Here is an 18,650-nt window from a genome sequence, read left to right as displayed (position 1 = left end):
GGAAAGGGCGTACTGCGTCCTCTGCCATGGCATGGTGCGCAGCACGCCAGGAGAAACTTTAAAGTACTGCGGCTGCGTCATATCCGGCCGCCGTGGCGTCGGCTACGGTGCCCACCTTTTTACAGTCGCCTACATGGATGACGTCGAAGGCCAGGTCGTCGAATTGCCGGGCCTCCTCGTCAAGGGATTTCATTCCCGTGCAGATGATGACGGCATCGGCCCGGATGGTTTCGACGCCTTCCGACGTTTCCACAACGATCTTGTCCTTTTCGATTTCCACGCAGCGGGTGGAAACATGAGAAGTGATGTTCGGGTCGTTGTCCATGAGGTGCAGAGTATGGACGCGTTCGGTATAGATGCCGTCGGGAGCCAGCATGGGAGCCATTTCCACGATATCCACCGTGTAACCGAGGTGAGAAAGCTGGAGTGCGACTTCACAGCCCACCATCCCCCCGCCGATGACGGCAGTGCGGATGCCGGGAAGTTTTTCCTTTTCATGGCCGAGTATGTTCATGGCGGTGAACACGTGGGGGGCGTTCAGGCCCGGAATGGGAGGCAGCAGAGGCTGTGCGCCTACGGCGACGATGACGGCGTCCGGGGACTCCGCGGCTACGCGTTCGGGAGTGGCCTCCTCGCCGAGATGGAGGCGTATGGCGGCTTTGCGCACCTGTATTTCCAGGTAACGGCGGTAATGTTCCATATTGTCGATCTTGAACCACATGGCCGGGGCGTAGATGGAGAGCTGGCCTCCCAGAGTGTCGGACTTTTCAAAGAGTACGACTTCATGTCCGCGTTCGCATGCCGTAAGCGCCGCATTCAGGCCTGCAACGCCTCCGCCGATGACGACTACCTTCTTTTTGCTTTTTGCCGGAGGCAGATCCAGACGGCACTGGCCGTTGCCGTGATACACGTTCACCGCGCATTCTGCGCGCCGCGTGGTGGTGGGGAACTCATCGAAAATGTCCGCGATATTGTGCAGACTTGTATTGCGTTTGCCCAGAGGAATGTCCAGACAGTGCATGCAGCGGATGCAGGGACGTATATCTTCCGCCTTGCCGCAGCGGGCCTTGTTTGCCCAGTCGGGGTCCGCTATCCAGCCGCGTGCCATAAGCACATAGTCGGCCTTGCCTTCAGCCAGAACCTTTTCCGCAAATTCGGGAGTGTCGATGCCGCCCAGAGTACCGATGGGGATATGAATGTCGGGCGTGTTCTTCACCCTTGCCGCAAGATGTACGTTGTGCCCTTCCTCGATGAAGTGCGTGGGGTGCATGATGGCCCGGCTGAACGGAACGAAGCGGTTGCCTGTGGAGATATGCACAATGCTGGCGTAGTCCTGCAGCATGCGCACGTTTTCTATGGTATCTTCTATCTGTATGCCTTCAGGCACACATTCATCGCCGCTCAGACGCACTTCGATGAGGAAGTCTTTGCCGACGGTTTTGCGCACACGTTCGAGCACCATGAGCGGAAAGCGCATACGGTTTTCCACGCTGCCGCCGTACTTGTCCGTACGCCTGTTCAGAATGGGAGAAAGAAAGCCGCCCATGAGCCAGCCGTGACCATAGTGGAGCAGGATCATGTCGAAGCCGGCGCGTTTGGCCATATTTGCGGCCTTGCAATAGATATGCGCCACATAGTCCATGTCGTCCTCGTTCATGGCGCGTACATGCACGCCGCTCGGCATGTCCATATCCATGGCCGACATGGGATCACGGCCGTCGCCGAAGGCAGGCATGGCGAAATGCCCGCTGTGGTTGAATTCTATGGAGGTCTTGGCTCCGAAAATGTGACAGTATTCGTTATAGGTATTGTAGGTTTTGAGACATTCCTCATCTATGATGTTCAGGTGACTGTCGTGTGCCGCGCTGTTGACCCTGTCCAGCAGCGATTCGCCAATATGCACGGCTCCGGCGCCGCCTTTGGCGAAGCCGCCGTAGTAGCGCATTCCTTCCGGAGTCATCAGATTGTTCACTCCTGCAGAAAAGGGCGTATGTGTGGGGGCGACGAAAATGCGGTTTTTAAATGTTGCGCCGCCGACGGTAAGAGGACTGAACAGATGCGGGTAGAGCTGCTTGTAAACCGGAGAACTCATGGATATACTCTCCTTGAGAAAATGGTGGTCGGTCGGATCTGACTCTGCTAGCATTGTTTCTTTCGTAACAATGTTGGGGGACCAGGCATAGAAGATGAAAGTTGTGACGCTATACAGGTAAAAAGCTGTAACGAATATATCACTTTGATATAATATATTTTTTTATTTTATTACGAGTATATTCCGGGCCAGAATTTTTTTGGGAAAATTTTCTCGACACTGGTGGAGCATCATGGGGTGCACGGTGTATGGCTTCCGTTGCTGACGCGATGCCATGAAGAGAAATAAGGCGGCATCAGGTATGACAATACGGCAGTTCAGGTATTTTTTGAAAATCGCTCGCTGCGGTTCCATCAACAAGGCCGCCCTGCAGCTCGATATCACTCAACAGTCCCTGCTTGCTTCCATGAACTCTCTGGAGAAGAGTCTTGGTTTTTCCGTATTCAGCCGCTCGAAGTCCGGCGTCAGTCTTACCCCGCAGGGGGAAGCCATACTCGATGACGTTCAGCGCATCGTGGACATCTGCTCCAGATGGGCGCAATTCATGGATGACGACAGTGCCGCCAGACTGCCCATACGGATAGCTGGCACCAGTTCCATGATCAACCTTATTCTGGGCAAGGCCGTTCTGTCGCTTAAGGAAAAGTATCCCAATGTAGCCATTGAGCTGCATGAAAGGAAGAAAGATGAGCTCATGCATATGGTGATGGAGGATTCCATGATCGGACTTTGCGGAGCTCTGCCGCCGGAAGAGCTGGAAAATCGCCGTCTTGTTCTGGAAAAGAGCAGTATGCGCGTGGAAGTCATGGGAGCGGACGATTATGCGGTCATCGTCAACAGCCGCCATCCTCTGGCCTCACGGGGGATGCTGAGAACGGAAGATCTGGGGCAGTTCACCGCAGCGCTCTACCCCAACGACGATCATGCTTTTTTTTACAGCGGCATATACCAGTATTTTTCCCGCCAGCACGCGCCGTACTATGGTTCCAAGCAGGAGAGCCTTTTGAACATTATTCTGCGCGACGACACGGTGGCCGCCGTGTTTCCCGTCAGTGTCGCGCGCAATCCCAATATTCCCGAGGGCAGTCTGAAAGGTCTGTTTGTAGAAGATTATCCCATGCCGGGATTGAACTGTCTTGTCTATCCGCGTGAGGACAGGCTTTCCCCCGTGGAGAAGGCCATCATGGAAAGTTTTCGTGAGGTGTACCGGCAGGAGCGGCTGTAGAGTTTTTTTGCGGAAAATAAAAGCAGGCTCTCCCTGAAAGAGGAGAGCCTGCTTTTTCGATTCTGGGTTGCTTCATCCCCCTATGGCGGACATTCTCTTATGCGCCACGGGACCGTGGCTTGCGGCAAGGATTTCCGCGCCTATGGGCTTGCGGGCCACGGCATCCATCATGATGCGGCGTACCTCGTCGAGTCCCTTTTCACGCAGCACGTCGCGGATGGGGTATTCCGTATCGTCGAAAAGGCAGGTGCGGAGGTTTCCCTCGGCCGTGAGGCGCAGGCGGTTGCAGGAACGGCAGAAGCTCTGCGTGACGGAGGTGATGAGCCCGAAGCTCCCCCGGGAAACGGTACCGTCTTCGGCGATGAGCTTCCACAGTTTCGCCGGGCCGCGCTCCTCGGCGGCCTTGCCCTCACTCTGGTCGCCGTCTTTGCGACGGAGCGTCACGGGCATGAGTTCCCAGTGTCTGCGGGCGGAGTCCAGAATATCGGCTGCGCTCCAGAACAGGTTCTTCGACCAGATGGTGGCGTCCCCCATGGGCATGAACTCGATGAAGCGGACGTCCACAGGCCATTCCATGGCGAGAGACGCCAGAGCGGGAAGTTCGTCGTCGTTGACGCCGCGCATGGCCACGGCGTTGATCTTCAGGGGAATGCCCATGTCCAGCATACGGTGCATGTTCTCGAGCACCGTGGGGAGCATGTCCCTGCCGGTGACCGAGGCGTATTTTTCCCTGTCCAGCGTATCGAGGGAGAGGTTGACCGAAACGCCGAGTTTTTTCAGCGTATCCAGCGCAGGTTCAAGAAGCGTGCCGTTGGTGGTCAGCTTCAGGGCCGTATGCGGGAAGCGTTCGTGAATCCCGACGAGAAAATCCAGAAAGCCTTTTCTGGCAAAGGGCTCTCCGCCGGTGAAACGGAGCTTGTGCACGCCGAGTTCCACGGCGAGACCGATGATTTTTTCGATTTCCTCAAAGCGCAGGATGCGTTCATGGGGAATAAAGGGGATATCCTCGTCGCGGCAGTAGCGGCAGCAGAGGTTGCAGCGGTCGGTCACGGAAATGCGCAGGTAGCGCACTTCCCTTCCGTGACCGTCGACGAGCAGGGCGGGAGAATCATCCATGGCTTCAGGCATGTCATTTTCTCCCGCAGTCGCTCATGTCGCCGTTCAGCTTTTCCAGCGCATGGGGCAGCACGGGCAGCAGGGAGGCGAGGTTCTCCGCCGCGGCGCGGCGGCTTCCGGGCAGCGCCAGCACCATGGTTCTGCCCAGCGTGCCAGCAAGGCAGCGCGACAGCACGGCCCGGGGCGTATGCGAAAGCCCTTCGGAGAACATGACCTGTTCAAAGCCGGGAAGGCGGCGCTCCAGTACGGGCAGAAGCGCTTCGGGCGTGAAGTCCCGCGGAGAAAGACCGGTGCCGCCAGTGCTGACGATGAGTCCCCAGCCCGATGAGGCGAGATCCTTCACCAGCTTGCGCAGGGCTCGCGGGTCGTCCGGCAGAAGGAAGAGTTCCTTTTTCGCAGGATTCAGGGCGGAGAGCATGTCCATGAGGGCGGGGCCGCTTTCATCGACTCTTTCCCCGGCATAGCCCTTGTCCGACAAGGTGATGCAGGCCACGGCAAGGCCTTCCCCGTTCCATGCTTCGGGGGCGGGACGCGGGGCGGGAAGAGGGCTGTCCTCCACCTCGAAAAGCAGCGGATCGTCGGTTTTGAACAGTCCGCTCTTGCCGCCGGATTTCAGGATGAGGCGCACGTCGCGGATGACCACATCCTTCTGCACGGCCTTGACCATGTCGTAAATGGTGGACGCGGCTATCTGCGCGGCGATGATGGCTTCCATTTCCACCCCGGTGCGTCCGGTGGTGCTGGCAGAGGCTTCCAGCAGTACGGATGGAGGCTCGTCCTGCACCTTGAAGCGCACGTCGGCATGGGTGATGGCAAGAGGGTGGCACATGGGAATGAGTTCGGAAGTGCGCTTTGCCGCCATGATGCCCGCCACCTGGGCCACGGTGAGCACATCGCCCTTGGGCAGGGCCTTGGCCTTGAGAAGTTCCAGAGTATGGGCGTTCAGTTCCACCACGGCGCGGGCTATGGCCGTGCGCTTTGTTTCGGACTTTGCGCCCACGTTCACCATGCGGGGGGCGCCGGAGGCATCGAGATGGGAGAAATCGGACATGGGAGCCTCGGCGTCACGCTGTGGGAAGAACCTGGGGGCGGAAGCTTATGCGGAAGCTGTCGCCGGGCCTGACCACGCCGCCTTTCAGAATACGGCAGAACACGCCGCGGCGGGGCATGATGCAGTCGCCCACCTGCTGGCGTATGGCGCAGCCCATGTGGCATTCCTTGCCGATCTGGGTAAGCACGAGTTCGATGTCGTCGCCGATGGTGAAGCGGGTTCCGAGCGGACAGGTGTGAAGTTCCACGCCCTCGGTGGTGATGTTCTCGGCAAAGTCGCCGGGATGCACGTCGGCTCCCATGGAGCGCATGTATTCAATGTCTTCCATGGCCAGCAGGCTGAGCTGGCGGTGCGTGCCGTCGGCGTGGACGTCGCCTTCCACGCCGTGATTGGCCACGAGCGTGACTTCGGGGCGGTTGACTTTCTTTTCTCCCTTGCGGGTACTGGTGGATACGGCAACGATACGCATGATGTTCTCCAAGCCTTTGAGAGGCGGTTTGTTCCGGGAGCGCCCGATCAGGACTTTCTGCCGGCGAGGGCCACTTCCCTCGCCTCCAGAGCGGCGGAAACGTCTCTGTCGTGCGTGGCGCAAACGACGCTCACGCCCCGGGCGTGAAGCGTACGCACAATATTCAGTATGGCCTTTTCGCTCGCTTCGTCAACATTGGAAGTGGGTTCATCAAGAAGCAGCACGGAGGGGGAAAGAATGATCCGGGAGGCGAGGGCTATGCGCTGCCTCTCTCCACCGGAAAGTTCCCCCGGCCCGCGTGAGGCCATGTGGTCGGGGTCGGCAAAGCCTACGGCGAGCATGGCTTCTCTGTATTTTTCGCGCAGAATCTTTCTGTCCGTCATGCCGCGCAGGCGCAGACCGAGCGTCACGTTCCAGTATACGGAAGCCTTCATGAGGTACGGTTCCTGCAGAAGGAGCGTGATCTCCCGGCGCGGATCGGCGGAGGAGCCGCCGTAGAAGAGCGTGCCGGAGGTGGCTTTTTCCAGAAAGGCGAGAAGCCGGAGCAGCGTGGACTTGCCGCTGCCGTTTCTTCCGGTGAGCACCACGATTTCTCCCTGCTCCATGGAAAAGAAGGGGAGAAAGAGCGCCGTCAGACTACCGTAGCACCTGCAGAGATCGTGCGCTTCAAAAAGTGTTTTCATGCGCGCCCCATGCGCCTGAACCAGGCCAGAAGAAAATTGACCAGAAAGGCGATGAGAAGAAGTACGAGGCCGAGGGCTATGCCCTGTGCGAACTCTCCTTTGCTGGTTTCCAGCGAGATGGCCGTGGTCATGGTGCGCGTGGAATAGCGGATGTTGCCGCCGAGCATCATGGCCACGCCCACTTCCGTCACCACGCGGCCGAAGGCCGTGACGCAGACCATGCCGAGGTCGTAGCGGACTTCGCGTATGGTGTGCAGAGCCACCTGAAGAGGCGAGGCTCCCAGCGTGAGCAGCGTTTCCCGGCATCGCGCATCCAGGCTTTCCACGGCCTGCGCCGTCCAGGAAACGATGATGGGAAGCGCGAGTATGCTCTGACCGATGACCATGCCGGGCAGCGTGAAAAGAAGCCCGAACTGCCCGAACGGTCCCCGGTAGGTGATGAGCACATAGACGATGAGGCCGATGAGCACCGTGGGGAAGGCCAGCAGCGTATCGGAAATGAGCCGGAGCGTCTTTTTGCCCGGGAACGAGGCGTAGCCGAGCAGAAAGCCCAGAGGCAGGCCCAGAACCATGGCGATGACGAGGGCGCAGCTTGTGGAGGAAAGCGTTGCCTGTATCGCGGAAAAGGTGGCGTCGTCCATGTTGAGGAGAAGGGCGATCGCCTTGTGCATGCCGTCGCTGAAATATCCCATGGATACCTGTAGAAGGCGGGCCGGTCGCCCGGCCCGCGTGAGAGTTACTTGCCCGCGTTGGGGAAGAAGAGCTGCTTGCCTTCCAGCTTGTAGTCTTCAATGAGCTTCTGGGTTTCGGGCTTCACCCACCAGTCTTCGAACTTTCCGGCCAGATCCTTCTTGACGTTGGGGCAGATGGCGGGGTTCGTGGTGATCACGCTGTACTGGTTGAAGAGGGCGGAGTCGCCTTCAACCACGATGGCGAGGGGGTTTGCGTCGCCCTGCTTGTTGGCGTACTTGATCCAGGTGCCGCGGTCGGTAAGGGCGTAGGCGCCCTTTTCGGCGGCGATGGCGAGCGTGGCCATCATGCCCTGACCGGCGGAAATGTAGAAGGATTCCTTGTCGGGGTTCAGGTTGGACTTCTTCCACAGCGCCAGTTCCGCGGAATGGGTGCCGGACTTGTCGCCGCGGCTCACGAAGCCCGCCTTGGCGTCATAGATGGTCTTGAGGGCTTCCGCCGTGGTCTTGCCGGCGATCTTCGCAGGGTCGGCCTTGGGGCCGACGATGACGAAGTCGTTGTACATGATCTGACGGCGGTCGATGCCGTAGCCGTCGTCGATGAACTTCCTCTCCACGTCGGGAGCATGGACGAGCAGAACGTCGGCGTCGCAGTTCTTGGCGATTTCCAGGGCCTTGCCGGTGCCCACGGCCACCCACTTGAGGTCGATGCCCGTTTCCTTCTGGAAGGTGGGGGCGAGATATTCCAGCAGACCGGAATCCTGCGTGCTGGTGGTGGTGGCCATCATCAGGGTATCCGCAGCCTGCACGGGCGCGGCGCAGGAGAGGGCGAAAAGAGCGCCCAGAAGGGTTTTGCCGAAGTGATTCATTGTGTTGCTCCTTGTGTTGGCCCCGAAGGGCGGTTGATACGCTCAGTCCGTACTGATGCGGACTCCTCTCGCCGGAAAACTCATGAAGACCTGACTGCCCTGCCTGAGTCTGAGACGGGAAAGCGGCGTGCTTTCCTGCACGGCGCTTACCTTGGTGCCGTCCGCAAGTTCCAGCGTGAGAAAACTTTCCACCATGTCCTGATGCAGGGAAACGACCGTGGCCTTCACGGGCCCCTGCAGGCTTCCCGGATTTTTTTCCGTGGAAAGCACGATGTGTTCCGGCGTAACGGAAACGGTGACCACCTGATTGAGGTGCGGAGCCATGTCCATGAACTGCCGCATGTCGCAAAGAGCCGTGATGACGAGATCGGAAAAGGTGGTGACCTCTATGCTTGCGGCGCGCATACCTGTTTCCATGGCCGTGATGATGCCTATGAAGGAATTGACGTTCTCATGTTCCTTCCATCTGCCGGAGGCGCTTTCGCGCACGATATCCTTGGCTTCGCCTCCGGCAAAGGCGAGAAATTCGGCGATCTGAGAGGTTTTCTGCTGGCCGAGGAAGGCCTGCACCACGTTGAAGGGAACATGGAGCCTGAGAAGCTCGAGCCCCCGTGCATAGCGGATGGCGCGCGGCCCGGCCATGCCCGGCGAAAGCCCGAGTCCCTGCGCCACGGCGTAGAATTTTTTCCGTACGAAACCCTGGTCGAAATGCAGAAAGGCGGCATCCTCCGCTTCGGGCAGGCTGAGGATGCGCCGGATATGCTTCATGCAGGAGAGGGGGAGCATGATGTCGCGGCCGCCGGGATCGGGCACGCGAACCATGCCGGTGACGGTGTCGACGGCGGATTTCGCGTTCAGGTTCAGGGCCTCGCCGAGGCGCAGCCCCCCATAGCGGATGAGCAGAAACAGAAGATGCAGCCGCGCGCGGACGATTTTTTTCGCCGTGGTCGTGGCTTCCGCCTCCCATGCCTCCCAGCGCAGCGTGAGCTGTTCGAGCATGTGTTTGTTCAGATGTTCCTGCGTCAAGGTTTCACCGTCTTTGCTCTCCCGCGCCTTTTCGTGCATGCTCTGCGGCATGGCATTCGGCGGGCAGGAGGGCATAAAAAATCATGGCTGGGGCATAATGAAATGCGCCTGTCGGCCATGTTTCAATATTGCCGAAGAAAAATTCTCATTTCACATTATCAGAAAATTTCGGCCGGGGCAATGCGGAAAGGCGTACATATCGGTTACAAGACGGTTTTCATTTCAAAACTCTCATCCTTCATGGCGGGATCACAGGCTAAAAAAGATATTCACAAGGAAAAAAGCAGAAAAATTGCATCCTGAGCCTTTCAGACGTATCTTTTCTTTTTTCTTCAAAAGACTATACTCCCGGAAAATACCATCTTATACGCAGGAGCCCGGCATGAAGTCCTTTCTTACCCTTAAACCGGTGGACGAGATCCTTTCGTTCGTCGAAGCATGCGCGCCGCTGAGCGCGGAGCGCGTTCCCCTTGACGACTCTGCGGGGCGGCGTCTGGCCGAGGATCTGATTTCCCCCGAGAATCTGCCGGGATTTGCCCGTTCCACGGTGGACGGCTATGCCGTGCGCGCACGGGATGTGTTCGGCGCACAGGAAGGTTCGCCCGCGCTTCTGGAATGCGTAGGCGAATGCCCCATGGGCAGGGCGCCGGAATTTTCTCTTCTCGAAGGGCAGACGGCCCGCATCATGACGGGGGGCATGCTTCCCGAAGGGGCGGACTGCGTGGTCATGGTGGAGTACTCCCGCCCGGCAGGGAAAAACATGGTGGAGCTCATCCGCTCCCAGGCTCCGGGCGACCATGTGCTGGAAGCTGATGAAGACGCCTCCTGCGGGAGCGTGCTTCTTCCTGCAGGGAGGCGGCTGCGTCCTCAGGAAATAGGCCTTCTTGCCGCGCTCGGTCAGTGCGTCGTGCCTGTGTTCCGCAGGCCCCGTGTGGCCATTGTTTCCACCGGAGACGAAGTGGTCCCCTTTACGCAGAAGCCTGCGCCCGGGCAGGTGCGCGACGTGAACTCCCACTCTCTGGCGGCCCTGTGCCGGAGCGCGGGGGCCGAGGTGAGCATGGAAGGGCTTGTGCGCGACGACATGGCGGCGCTGGAGTCCGTGGTACGCGGAGCCCTTTCCCGTGCCGATGTGGTGCTTCTTTCCGGCGGTTCTTCGGCAGGCATGCGCGATCATACCGTGGATATTTTCCGCGCCATGCCGCAGAGCGAACTTCTGGCCCACGGCGTGGCCATCAGCCCCGGAAAGCCCTTTATTCTCGCCCGTTCCGGTGCGGCCTGGCTCATGGGCTTGCCCGGTCATGTGTCGAGCGCCCTTGTGTGCGCCCGCGTTTTTCTTCTGCCTCTGCTGCGCCGCCTTCAGGGCGGCCGGGAGGGCATGATGCCTTCGGTTCCGGCGGTGCTTTCCCGTGCCGTGGCTTCCGCTCAGGGGCGGCGGGATTTCATCCGCGTCCGGCTTTCCCTCACGGAACAAGGCTGGACGGCCGAGCCCGTCACCACGCCTTCGGGGCTGATTTCCGGCCTTGTGAGCGCTGATGCTCTGGTGGTCTGCCCGGAAAACAGCGAAGGGCTGTATGCCGGGCAGGTGGTATCCGCCTACATTCTGGATTAGAGCGGAGCGTATTGCGGGCCGTCTTCGCCGATACGGAGGGCAGGGCGGCCGTTTTTTCATGCAGGAAAAGGCGTGCGCCTGCGGCAGGCCCGGCTGCGGCCCGCACGGCGGCGTATGCGCTTTTTTGACCGGGGCGCAGAGATGCGCCGAAAGAGGATTCTATGGCCAGGCATACCTACCTTACGATGATGGCTCCCGGAGAGGCCCGGGATCTCTGGTTTTCCCGTATCGACACGTCGCTTTCCGAACCGGAGGAGGAGAGCGTTCCCCTTTCCGCTGCGCTGCACCGGGTGCTTGCCCGTCCGGTGGATGCCCTGCGTTCCTCCCCGGCCTTTCACGGCGCGGCCATGGACGGCATTGCCGTGAAGGCGGAAGATACCTTCACCGCCTCTCCCCGGAGGCCCCTGCGCCTGGAAATAGGAAAGGACGCCTTCTGGATCAATACCGGTCATCCGCTTCCTTCGGGCTGCAACGCCGTGGTCATGGTGGAGCATGTGAATCTGGAGGAAGAGGGCAGATTCGCCGTCATAGAAAAAGCTGCCTTTCCCTGGCAGCATGTGCGCAAGCTCGGGGAAGACATGGTGGCCACGGAAATCATTCTCGCGCCGGGCGTGGCCATCGGGCCGTATGAGCTGGGCGCTTTGGCCGCAGGGGGCGTGACGCATCCCGTGGTACTCAGGAAGCCGAAGGTGGTCGTGATTCCCAGCGGCTCGGAAATTGTGGCGCTCGATGAGGCGAAGGAAGAGGATCTCCGGGCGGGGCGTGCTCTTCCCGAATTTAATTCCATTATTTTTTCCGCCATGATAGCAGAGGCCGGAGGCGAGGCGGAGGTGTACCCCGTCGTGCCGGATGAGCCGGAACTCATCCGCGCCTCCGTGCGCCGTGCCATGGAGGAAGGGGCCGACCTTGTGGTGCTGAACGCCGGTTCCTCGGCGGGCAGCCACGACTACACGGCCGACGTCATCGCCTCCATGGGAGAACTTCTCGTGCACGGCGTGGCCGTCATGCCGGGCAAGCCCACGGCTCTCGGCCTTGTGACGGAGGGCGGACGCAGCGTGCCCGTGGTGGGGACGCCCGGTTATCCCGTTTCCGCCATTGTGGCCATGGAAGAATTTGTTCTGCCCCTTCTTGCCCGTTGGCTGAAGAGGGAGCCTGCCTGCCGGGAGAGTCTGGAGGTGGTTCCCTGTAATCCCATTCCCTCACGGCCGGGCATGGAAGAGCGTGTCCGTGTGAAACTCGGCATGGTGAATGGAACCTGTTTTGCCGTACCTCTGCCCCGCGGCGCCGGTACGGTGACCAGCCTTTCCCGTGCCGATGCGGTGATCCCCGTGGAACGTGACCGCGAAGGCCTGAACGCCGGGGAAGCCGTGCGGGCGGAGCTGTTCCGTACCCGCAGGGAAATAGAGGGGGCGCTGCTCGCCACGGGCAGCCATGACAATACGCTGGATCTTATCGACAGTATGCTGAGAAGGAACCATCCCGGCTTCCGCCTCACCTCGGCGCATGTGGGTTCTCTCGGAGGGCTTCTCGCCCTCGGACGCGGACAGTGCCATCTGGCGGGCAGTCACCTGCTGGATGAGGAAACGGGCGTCTACAACCGCAGCGCCATGCGGGAACACCTGAAAGGGGTGCCTTCTCTTCTGGTGCATCTGGTGGACAGGGAACAGGGGATCATGGTTCTGCCCGGCAATCCGAAGAAGGTTGCCTCCTTTGAAGACCTCTGCCGGGAGGACGTGCGCTTCATCAACCGCCAGAGAGGCAGCGGAACCCGCGTGCTTCTGGATTATGAACTGAAAAAGCGCGGCCTTTCCCCCGCCCGCGTACAGGGCTACAGAGACGAGGAGTACACGCACATGAACGTGGCGGCGGCCGTGCTTTCCGGCAGGGCCGATGCCGGACTCGGCGTGCGTTCCGCAGCCGCGGCTCTCGGGCTGGAATTTATTTCCGTGGGCGTGGAGGAATACGATCTCGTCATTCCCTGCCGTTATGCGGAGGATGCGAGAATCCTCGCGCTGCTGGACGTCATCCGTTCGGATGTCTTCAAGAACGCCGTTCTTGCCATGGGCGGCTACGGTGTGGGGCGTACCGGGGAGATTCTCTGGGAATACGACGGAAAATAGCATTGTTCCGGCTTTCTGCTGCAGAAGGCAGAATGGCCGGAAGATGACGGATCATGCCTTGTGCGGAAGAACGACCGTTTTTCCCACAAGGCGGAAGAGACGCGCTTTTTCCCTGCAGGAGCCTGTGAGGCAGGCAGGGAGAAAGCGCGTTTTTTATCCGGGCGGACAGGAAGCGGGAGTTTCCGCCTGCCGTGGACGCGTGATGCCGGATGAACGGTGCCGATGGACGGCGTACGCAAGGGAAACAGCCGTATGGAGATCCGGCCGACTGTAAAGAAGATACGTTTGAAGAGAAAAGCTTCGCCGGAGCGCGTCCGCGGGGGCGCCGTGTATGAAAAAGCCTTTCCTGCGGCAAAGCGGGAAAGGCTGTGCAGGATCTGCCGGGAATGAGGCGCGGCCGATGCCCGTGCGGTGCCTGAGATCAGGATTCCGCCTGCGGGGCTTTGGTTCCTGAGTACTTCTTCATGGCCAGGCTGCACTTGCCTTCCTTTATTTTCCGGGGAGTGCTGGCATTTTCGGAAAGCTGTATGCTGGCGGGCAGGCAGGAACGGATGATGTCGAACGTGCCGTCCTTTTTCCAGGCGGTGAAGCGACGCCATGCGGTAACATAGCTGCCCATATCGCGGGGAAGGTCGCACCAGCGGCAGCCCGTCGTCAGAACATAGAGAACGGCTTCCAGCGTTTCACGGTCGCTTTTGCGCGGACGCCCCACCTTTTTGCCTCGGGCGAGAAAGGGTTCTATACGTCTCCATTGCTGATCGCTGATGAATGCCATGCCGAGTTCCTTGTATTAAAACGATGATCCCGCACTACGGTCTGCCTTTGAAGGCGAGCCTTTCCAGTTCGGGAATGGAAAGATCGAGGTGAAAGAGCTGTCCGTCGCCGCGCCTCTTTCCGCAGACGCGGCGCAGAAGCAGAGCGACCATGAGACAGGAGGTTCCCGTTACGGTAAGCGCGTGGGCGTTCATGGGCGGGTGAGAGCGGGAAAAATCCCCCTCATCGGGATACAGCAACGCGCAGGGAAGGGGCACGTTTTCGTCGAAAAGGGCGAATCCTTCGCTTCGGGAAACGGCTCCGTGCACGCAGGGCACGTCCGCTTCCAGGGCGGCCTTTTCCAGCATTTTCTTTCCCGCCACGGAATCGAGGCAGTCGATGACCACATCCGCGCGCTGCAGAAAACCGGGCAGATTCCTTTCATCCAGCGCCGTGACGCAGGCCTCGATATCCATGTAGGGGGCTATATCCAGAAGTCCCTCACGGCAGACTTCGGCCTTGGGCCGGCCCAGCGTCTTTTCCGTGCAGAAGCACTGTCTGTTGAGATTGCTCTCTTCAAAAACATCGGGGTCGCAGAGCGTGAGCCGTCCCGCGCCCGTACGCGCGAGAAGCTCCGCAACCTGTCCGCCCAGCCCTCCGCAGCCTGCAATGAGGATGCGAAGATCCATGAGCAGCGCAATATCCTCCGCGCGGAAGCCCCCTTTGCTGCGGATGAAGCGCAAAGGCCAGATGTCCTGCCGGAGCAGGGCGAGCATGGCCTCCCTTTCGGAAAGCCGGAACTTCTTTGCCAGCAGGCGTATGCCCTCGGCCCGGACGGAGGATTCCTCCGCGCTGCCCTGCAGGAAGGGTTCGAGCAGGGAAAGCAGGTGTTCTCGTTCGGGAAGGGCGTTCATCTAACCGCCTCCCACGGGGGGGAAGAAGGCCACACGGTCGCCGTCATGCACCAGATCGCCGAGTTCGTTCTGGCGGCTGTTGATCATGACGATGGTGATTTCTTCCGGGGGAATGCCGATGCGCCTTGCCGTCTCTTCGGCCGTGAGGGAGGTTTCACCTTCGCGAAGTTCAAAGGTGAGTCCCGTTTCCGGATCGTAGCCGGGAACAAGGTCGCGCAGGGTGGTGCTCAGTCGTATCTGTATGCTCATGGGCGGAAGATCCCTCGCGCGGCGTGTGCCGCGCGAGGGCGTAATAGGTTACTTCTTGATCCAGTTGAAGGTGGTCTGCAGTTCTTCAGGCGTGAAGTCGAACGTCGTGTTGTGCGGCGCCACGGGCTCGTCGCTGAAGAAGTCGGGCAGGTGGTCGGCGGCTTCCGTGATGCCCGCGCGACGGTTGAAGTCGATTTCCGTGGACAGAATGCGCTGGCCCAGGGTGACCACGTCGTCGCCGGTGAGGTTCCAGCCGAACTTGGCGTTGAGCATGTCCACGATGGCGGCGAGAGCATCCGGGATGTCGAGGATGGCAAAGGCCGTGAACAGGCACAGACCCACGCTGTCCACCGAAGCCGTGGCTATCTGCAGGTTGCGGGAAAGTTCGATCTGGCCTTCCTTCTTGAGCGGATCGACCTTGCCGCCGCAGCTCAGAATGTTGGCGGTCACGGAGTAGCCGGCGGTATGGTCCGCACCCATGGGGGTGGTGGCGTAGGTGACGCCCACGCCCTTGACGGCGCGGGGATCGTAGGCGGGCAGGCTCTGGCCCTTGACGCAGGGAACTCTTCTCACGCCGAACACGCGGCCGGTGGTCGCCGTACCGCAGCCGATGACGCGGCCGAGGGGCGTGCCGTCGCTGATGCCCTGCATGGCCTCGAGCACGGCCTTGCCGTCGCCGAGAGGAATACCGCCGCCGGCCATGGCCACGCCGATGGCCACGCCCACGTCGATGGTATCCACACCAAAGTCGTCGCACATATGGTCGAAGGTGCAGATGAGGTCAAGATCGCCGATGTTGCTGTGGGGGCCGAAGCACCACAGGGTTTCATATTCGGGCCACTTGCTCTTGAACTTGCCCTGAGCGTCGGGGAAGATGCCGCTGCAGCGGATGATGCAGCCGCTCATGCAGCCGTGGGCCACAGCGCCTTCGCCGCCGCGTTCCTTGGTGAGCTGGTTCATGCGTTCGCCGGAAACGGCTTCGTGCTGTTCAAACTGGCCGACGGTGAAGTTTCTGGTGGGCAGGCCGCCGGCTTCGTGCAGAATGTTGACGAGCACGGCGGTGCCGTATTCGGCAAGGCCTTTGCCCGTGATGGGATGGCTGGTGAGAGCCTTGGCGAAGCGTTTGGAAGCAGCCTTGAAGGCTTCCTCATCCGCGAGGGGATGGTTCTTGCCGCCTTCGGGGTTGATGATGATGGCCTTCAGGCCCTTGGAACCCATGACGGCGCCCACGCCGCCGCGTCCGGCATGGCGCTGGGGACGCAGTTCTCTGTCGGTGAAGGCGATGCTGGCGGCGGTCAGCTTGAATTCGCCGGCCCTGCCGATGGTGACGTAGCTGCATTCCTTGCCGTAGGTTTCCACGAGCCTGGCCACGGCGTCGAAGTTGTTCAGCCCGGCCACGGGGGAGGGCACGAGTCTTGCGCTGTCCTTGCTCACTTCAAGCTGCCACCATTCGCCTTCCGTGGCCATTTCTTCCACGATGATGGCGAGAATGCCGAGCTTGGCGAGATGGCCGCCGGGCTGACCGCCGGAGTTGGATTCCTTGATGCCGTCGGTCAGCGGGCTTTTGCAGCCCACGGAAATACGGTTGGAGTTGGGGCTGTTGGTGGCTCCGAGAAGGCCGGGAGCGAACACCAGCTTGTTGTGCGGGCCGAGGGGCGTGCAGATGGGGTTGACTTCGCGGGCGACGATGGTGGACGTCAGCGCGCGGCCGCCGAGACCGGCGTATTCTTCGGGGATGTCTTCAAAAAAGCAGGCCTTGGTGGCCATGTTCACACGCAGAAAACGAAACATGCCGTGCTCCTTGTCTGGTTCGCGGTTGCTTGTAGGATAGGAGAAGCTCCTTTAAGGCGAACATAGGGCCGGAGGATTTTTTTCGTCAAGGAAGAGAAAAAACAATCACGCTTTTGACGGAAAAAGCCTGTTTCGTGACTTTCTGGCGCGGAAGCGGCCGGTAAGGAAAGGAACCGGGCGTATGGCCATGAAGGAGGAGCATGGCGGCGGGTCAGGAGGAAGTCCCGCGCTCCGCCCGGTTCCCGGGCTGTCATGTTCAGGAAAAGAAAACGGGAGCCTTGCGGGTACAGGGCGGAACGGCAACTCTGGCGTATCCCATGCTCAGCGTCGCCACAAGATGGAAGTTTTCGGGAACGTGGTGGGCGGCCTTGAAGTCGGCTTCGTCAAACAGCGCCTCGGCAAAGCCTATCCAGCAGCACCCTATGCCCTGTTCCTGCGCCGCGAGCATGATGTTGCCCGCCGCAAGGGTGCAGTCGTACACATGCCAGGGCGAGGTGCGGTCGCCGTAGATGATGAGCACCGTGCCCGCGTTATTGAAAATGTGGTACTTGTCGTTGCGCAGCCACCCTTCATATTGCGAAAACTGCGGATAGTCTTCCAGGTGCTCCAGCACCTTTTTCTTGATGCGTTCGGAGAGCGCGTCGATTTCCTGCCTGTCCTGAAGAAGTGCGAATCCCCATGGCTCCATGCCCGATCCCGTGGGAGCCTTGACGGCAAGTTCCGCAAGTTTTTCCACAACCTGCCTTGCTATCGGCTCTTCCGTATAGCTGCGTATGCTGCGCCGTGCTTTGATGGCCTGAATGATATCCATAAAGAAAATCCTCAATACCCCATGGAGAGAGGGAAAAAGACGGAGGAAAACGCGCGGCCGGAAGGAAAAGGGCGGATACCGGAAGGCATCCGCCCCTGATGGCCGGTAAAAAAGTCCTCTGCCGCCGGAGAGGCGGCCTTCCGTTTATTTGTTCAGCGCGGCGACACCGGCCTTGGCCACATTGGTGTCTTCCTGCACGGAACCGCCGGAAACGCCGATGGCGCCGACGATGACGCCGTTCTTGTCCTTCAGCAGCTCGCCGCCGCCGAAGATCACGAGGCCGCCGTTGGTCACTTCAATGCCGAACAGTTCGCCGCCGGGCTGGGACGCGGCGCCGAGTTCGGCGCTGGACATGTTGAACATGCGCGCGGTCTTCGCCTTCTTCATGGAAACGTCGATGCTGCCGAGGAACGCGCCGTCCATGCGGCAGAAGGCCTTGAGGTTGCCGCCGGCGTCGACGACGGTGATGTTCATGGGCACGCCCTGCTTCTTGGCGAAGGCGAGAGCGCCGTCCACGACCTTCTGGGCCTGTTCCAGCGTCAGATCGCCGGGAAGCTGAAGTTTGCTGGTGTCGACGGCGGCGGAGGCGGGAGCAACCAGAGCGGCCAGAAGAGCGCAGGTAAGAAGAATGTGACGCATGATACTCTCCATGTTTTGCAAAAGGCGGACATGACGGAAAAGATCATGTACGTTCTTTCGGTTTGTTTTCTTATAGCCCAGGATATGATGTGTTTCAAGGCGGTTTCTGCATGTGCACGGTATTTTCCCGGAAACGGCGGGGCAGGGGAAAAACGGAAGCTGGGGCGAAAAGCCCCGGGGCGGAGGTTTCTTCTTCATTAAAGAGAGGGAAAGAGCGTTGGGGAGACAGCGACATACGGAAAAGTCGGAAAAGTTTTCCGGTGGAACGGAGAGGGAGAAGAGGAAACTCTCTTTCTGGGGAGAGGAGAAAACGGGACAAGGCAGGTTTCAATTTTTTTGAAATAGAGAAAGAGTATGAATGATTTTCGTGTATTATACGATAGGTTGTATGAAATGCCGCCATGTTAAATCCTTCCCCAGGGGGGACGGGGGAGGGCATTGGAAAATAGTTTTGAAATGGAATTTTGAAATGGAAGCGGAAAAGTTTCGGGCTTGTTGATTTGGTAACATGGTAATATGCCATGATTATTGATGATTTTCTTTA

Annotated in this window: 18 protein-coding genes; 4 read left to right on the top strand and 14 right to left on the bottom strand. The window is 59.8% G+C overall.

Annotated features, from left to right (window positions below):
- Positions 1 to 58: 58 nt before the first annotated feature.
- Positions 59 to 2,092 carry an FAD-dependent oxidoreductase gene (locus CZ345_RS00675; RefSeq protein ID WP_077071280.1) on the bottom strand — a complete coding sequence of 678 codons (2,034 nt, stop codon included), beginning with the start codon at positions 2,090 to 2,092 and terminating at the stop codon, positions 59 to 61.
- A gap of 274 nt (positions 2,093 to 2,366) precedes the next feature.
- Here CZ345_RS00675 and CZ345_RS00670 point away from each other — a divergent pair, with 274 nt between their 5' ends.
- Positions 2,367 to 3,317 (top strand): LysR family transcriptional regulator, encoded by a 951-nt coding sequence (locus CZ345_RS00670; RefSeq protein WP_083717030.1) that lies wholly within the window; start codon positions 2,367 to 2,369, stop codon positions 3,315 to 3,317.
- Positions 3,318 to 3,389: 72 nt separating this feature from the next.
- On the opposite strand, the gene moaA is transcribed toward CZ345_RS00670, so the two are convergent.
- The 7 genes from moaA to CZ345_RS00635 are packed head-to-tail and all read right to left on the bottom strand — an operon-like array spanning position 3,390 to position 9,220.
- Positions 3,390 to 4,445, bottom strand: a complete 1,056-nt coding sequence (moaA, locus tag CZ345_RS00665) for a GTP 3',8-cyclase MoaA (RefSeq protein ID WP_077071278.1) — start codon at positions 4,443 to 4,445, stop codon at positions 3,390 to 3,392.
- Between the two features lies 1 nt (position 4,446).
- A complete protein-coding gene (moaCB, locus tag CZ345_RS00660; RefSeq protein WP_077071277.1) occupies positions 4,447 to 5,484 on the bottom strand; it encodes a bifunctional molybdenum cofactor biosynthesis protein MoaC/MoaB in 1,038 nt (345 codons plus the stop codon).
- Between the two features lie 13 nt (positions 5,485 to 5,497).
- The gene (locus tag CZ345_RS00655) at positions 5,498 to 5,953 is read right to left on the bottom strand and encodes an MOSC domain-containing protein (protein ID WP_077071412.1); all 456 of its coding nucleotides are present in this window, start codon (positions 5,951 to 5,953) and stop codon (positions 5,498 to 5,500) included.
- A gap of 47 nt (positions 5,954 to 6,000) precedes the next feature.
- Entirely contained in the window at positions 6,001 to 6,636 is a 636-nt protein-coding gene (locus CZ345_RS00650; protein WP_077071276.1) for an ABC transporter ATP-binding protein, read from the bottom strand.
- On the bottom strand, positions 6,633 to 7,328 hold the full coding sequence (locus tag CZ345_RS00645) for an ABC transporter permease (RefSeq protein WP_077071275.1): 696 nt from the start codon (positions 7,326 to 7,328) through the stop codon (positions 6,633 to 6,635). The genes CZ345_RS00650 and CZ345_RS00645 overlap by 4 nt, the downstream gene beginning before the upstream one ends.
- Positions 7,329 to 7,372: 44 nt before the next feature.
- Positions 7,373 to 8,194, bottom strand: a complete 822-nt coding sequence (locus CZ345_RS00640) for an ABC transporter substrate-binding protein (protein WP_077071274.1) — start codon at positions 8,192 to 8,194, stop codon at positions 7,373 to 7,375.
- A 42-nt stretch (positions 8,195 to 8,236) separates the two neighbouring features.
- Positions 8,237 to 9,220: a TOBE domain-containing protein gene (locus CZ345_RS00635; RefSeq protein ID WP_239446566.1), complete on the bottom strand. Its 984-nt coding sequence runs from the start codon at positions 9,218 to 9,220 to the stop codon at positions 8,237 to 8,239.
- On the opposite strand from CZ345_RS00635, the gene CZ345_RS16960 reads away from it, so the two are divergent.
- From CZ345_RS16960 to CZ345_RS00620, 3 genes are all read left to right on the top strand, one after another.
- Positions 9,206 to 9,523: a hypothetical protein gene (locus CZ345_RS16960; RefSeq protein WP_162274897.1), complete on the top strand. Its 318-nt coding sequence runs from the start codon at positions 9,206 to 9,208 to the stop codon at positions 9,521 to 9,523. The genes CZ345_RS00635 and CZ345_RS16960 overlap by 15 nt on opposite strands.
- Before the next feature lie 79 nt (positions 9,524 to 9,602).
- On the top strand, positions 9,603 to 10,829 hold the full coding sequence (locus CZ345_RS00625; protein ID WP_077071272.1) for a molybdopterin molybdotransferase MoeA: 1,227 nt from the start codon (positions 9,603 to 9,605) through the stop codon (positions 10,827 to 10,829).
- A 161-nt stretch (positions 10,830 to 10,990) separates the two neighbouring features.
- Positions 10,991 to 12,949, top strand: a complete 1,959-nt coding sequence (locus tag CZ345_RS00620) for a molybdopterin biosynthesis protein (RefSeq protein WP_077071271.1) — start codon at positions 10,991 to 10,993, stop codon at positions 12,947 to 12,949.
- Positions 12,950 to 13,370: 421 nt separating this feature from the next.
- Here the strand turns inward: CZ345_RS00620 and CZ345_RS00615 are convergent, their stop codons facing one another.
- From CZ345_RS00615 to CZ345_RS00590, 6 genes are all read right to left on the bottom strand, one after another.
- The gene (locus CZ345_RS00615) at positions 13,371 to 13,724 is read right to left on the bottom strand and encodes a transposase (RefSeq protein ID WP_077071270.1); all 354 of its coding nucleotides are present in this window, start codon (positions 13,722 to 13,724) and stop codon (positions 13,371 to 13,373) included.
- Between the two features lie 34 nt (positions 13,725 to 13,758).
- Positions 13,759 to 14,616 (bottom strand): HesA/MoeB/ThiF family protein, encoded by an 858-nt coding sequence (locus CZ345_RS00610; protein ID WP_077071269.1) that lies wholly within the window; start codon positions 14,614 to 14,616, stop codon positions 13,759 to 13,761.
- Entirely contained in the window at positions 14,617 to 14,865 is a 249-nt protein-coding gene (locus tag CZ345_RS00605) for a MoaD/ThiS family protein (protein WP_077071268.1), read from the bottom strand.
- Positions 14,866 to 14,913: 48 nt separating this feature from the next.
- Complete coding sequence (locus CZ345_RS00600; protein WP_077071267.1) at positions 14,914 to 16,656, bottom strand: aldehyde ferredoxin oxidoreductase C-terminal domain-containing protein; 1,743 nt, start codon at positions 16,654 to 16,656, stop codon at positions 14,914 to 14,916.
- Positions 16,657 to 16,912: 256 nt separating this feature from the next.
- A complete protein-coding gene (locus tag CZ345_RS00595) occupies positions 16,913 to 17,467 on the bottom strand; it encodes a nitroreductase family protein (RefSeq protein WP_077071266.1) in 555 nt (184 codons plus the stop codon).
- A 144-nt stretch (positions 17,468 to 17,611) separates the two neighbouring features.
- On the bottom strand, positions 17,612 to 18,106 hold the full coding sequence (locus tag CZ345_RS00590; protein ID WP_077071265.1) for a GlcG/HbpS family heme-binding protein: 495 nt from the start codon (positions 18,104 to 18,106) through the stop codon (positions 17,612 to 17,614).
- Between the last annotated feature and the right edge of the window lie 544 nt (positions 18,107 to 18,650).

The organism is Mailhella massiliensis, assembly GCF_900155525.1.
In the GTDB taxonomy this organism is placed as follows: domain Bacteria; phylum Desulfobacterota; class Desulfovibrionia; order Desulfovibrionales; family Desulfovibrionaceae; genus Mailhella; species Mailhella massiliensis.
Note: the sequence above shows the minus strand (reverse complement) of the source record. Positions and strands in the feature narration are given on the sequence as shown.

Bases quoted from the DNA above. Each gene is read 5' to 3' on its own strand.
- moaA (WP_077071278.1), bottom strand. From the start codon at position 4,445: ATGCCTGAAGCCATGGATGATTCTCCCGCCCTGCTCGTCGACGGTCAC.
- CZ345_RS00600 (WP_077071267.1), bottom strand. From the start codon at position 16,656: ATGTTTCGTTTTCTGCGTGTGAACATGGCCACCAAGGCCTGCTTTTTT.
- moaCB (WP_077071277.1), bottom strand. From the start codon at position 5,484: ATGTCCGATTTCTCCCATCTCGATGCCTCCGGCGCCCCCCGCATGGTG.
- CZ345_RS00625 (WP_077071272.1), top strand. From the start codon at position 9,603: ATGAAGTCCTTTCTTACCCTTAAACCGGTGGACGAGATCCTTTCGTTC.
- CZ345_RS00650 (WP_077071276.1), bottom strand. From the start codon at position 6,636: ATGAAAACACTTTTTGAAGCGCACGATCTCTGCAGGTGCTACGGTAGT.
- CZ345_RS00605 (WP_077071268.1), bottom strand. From the start codon at position 14,865: ATGAGCATACAGATACGACTGAGCACCACCCTGCGCGACCTTGTTCCC.
- CZ345_RS00670 (WP_083717030.1), top strand. From the start codon at position 2,367: ATGAAGAGAAATAAGGCGGCATCAGGTATGACAATACGGCAGTTCAGG.
- CZ345_RS00675 (WP_077071280.1), bottom strand. From the start codon at position 2,092: ATGAGTTCTCCGGTTTACAAGCAGCTCTACCCGCATCTGTTCAGTCCT.
- CZ345_RS00620 (WP_077071271.1), top strand. From the start codon at position 10,991: ATGGCCAGGCATACCTACCTTACGATGATGGCTCCCGGAGAGGCCCGG.
- CZ345_RS00655 (WP_077071412.1), bottom strand. From the start codon at position 5,953: ATGCGTATCGTTGCCGTATCCACCAGTACCCGCAAGGGAGAAAAGAAA.
- CZ345_RS00640 (WP_077071274.1), bottom strand. From the start codon at position 8,194: ATGAATCACTTCGGCAAAACCCTTCTGGGCGCTCTTTTCGCCCTCTCC.
- CZ345_RS16960 (WP_162274897.1), top strand. From the start codon at position 9,206: ATGTTCCTGCGTCAAGGTTTCACCGTCTTTGCTCTCCCGCGCCTTTTC.
- CZ345_RS00590 (WP_077071265.1), bottom strand. From the start codon at position 18,106: ATGCGTCACATTCTTCTTACCTGCGCTCTTCTGGCCGCTCTGGTTGCT.
- CZ345_RS00615 (WP_077071270.1), bottom strand. From the start codon at position 13,724: ATGGCATTCATCAGCGATCAGCAATGGAGACGTATAGAACCCTTTCTC.
- CZ345_RS00645 (WP_077071275.1), bottom strand. From the start codon at position 7,328: ATGGGATATTTCAGCGACGGCATGCACAAGGCGATCGCCCTTCTCCTC.
- CZ345_RS00595 (WP_077071266.1), bottom strand. From the start codon at position 17,467: ATGGATATCATTCAGGCCATCAAAGCACGGCGCAGCATACGCAGCTAT.
- CZ345_RS00610 (WP_077071269.1), bottom strand. From the start codon at position 14,616: ATGAACGCCCTTCCCGAACGAGAACACCTGCTTTCCCTGCTCGAACCC.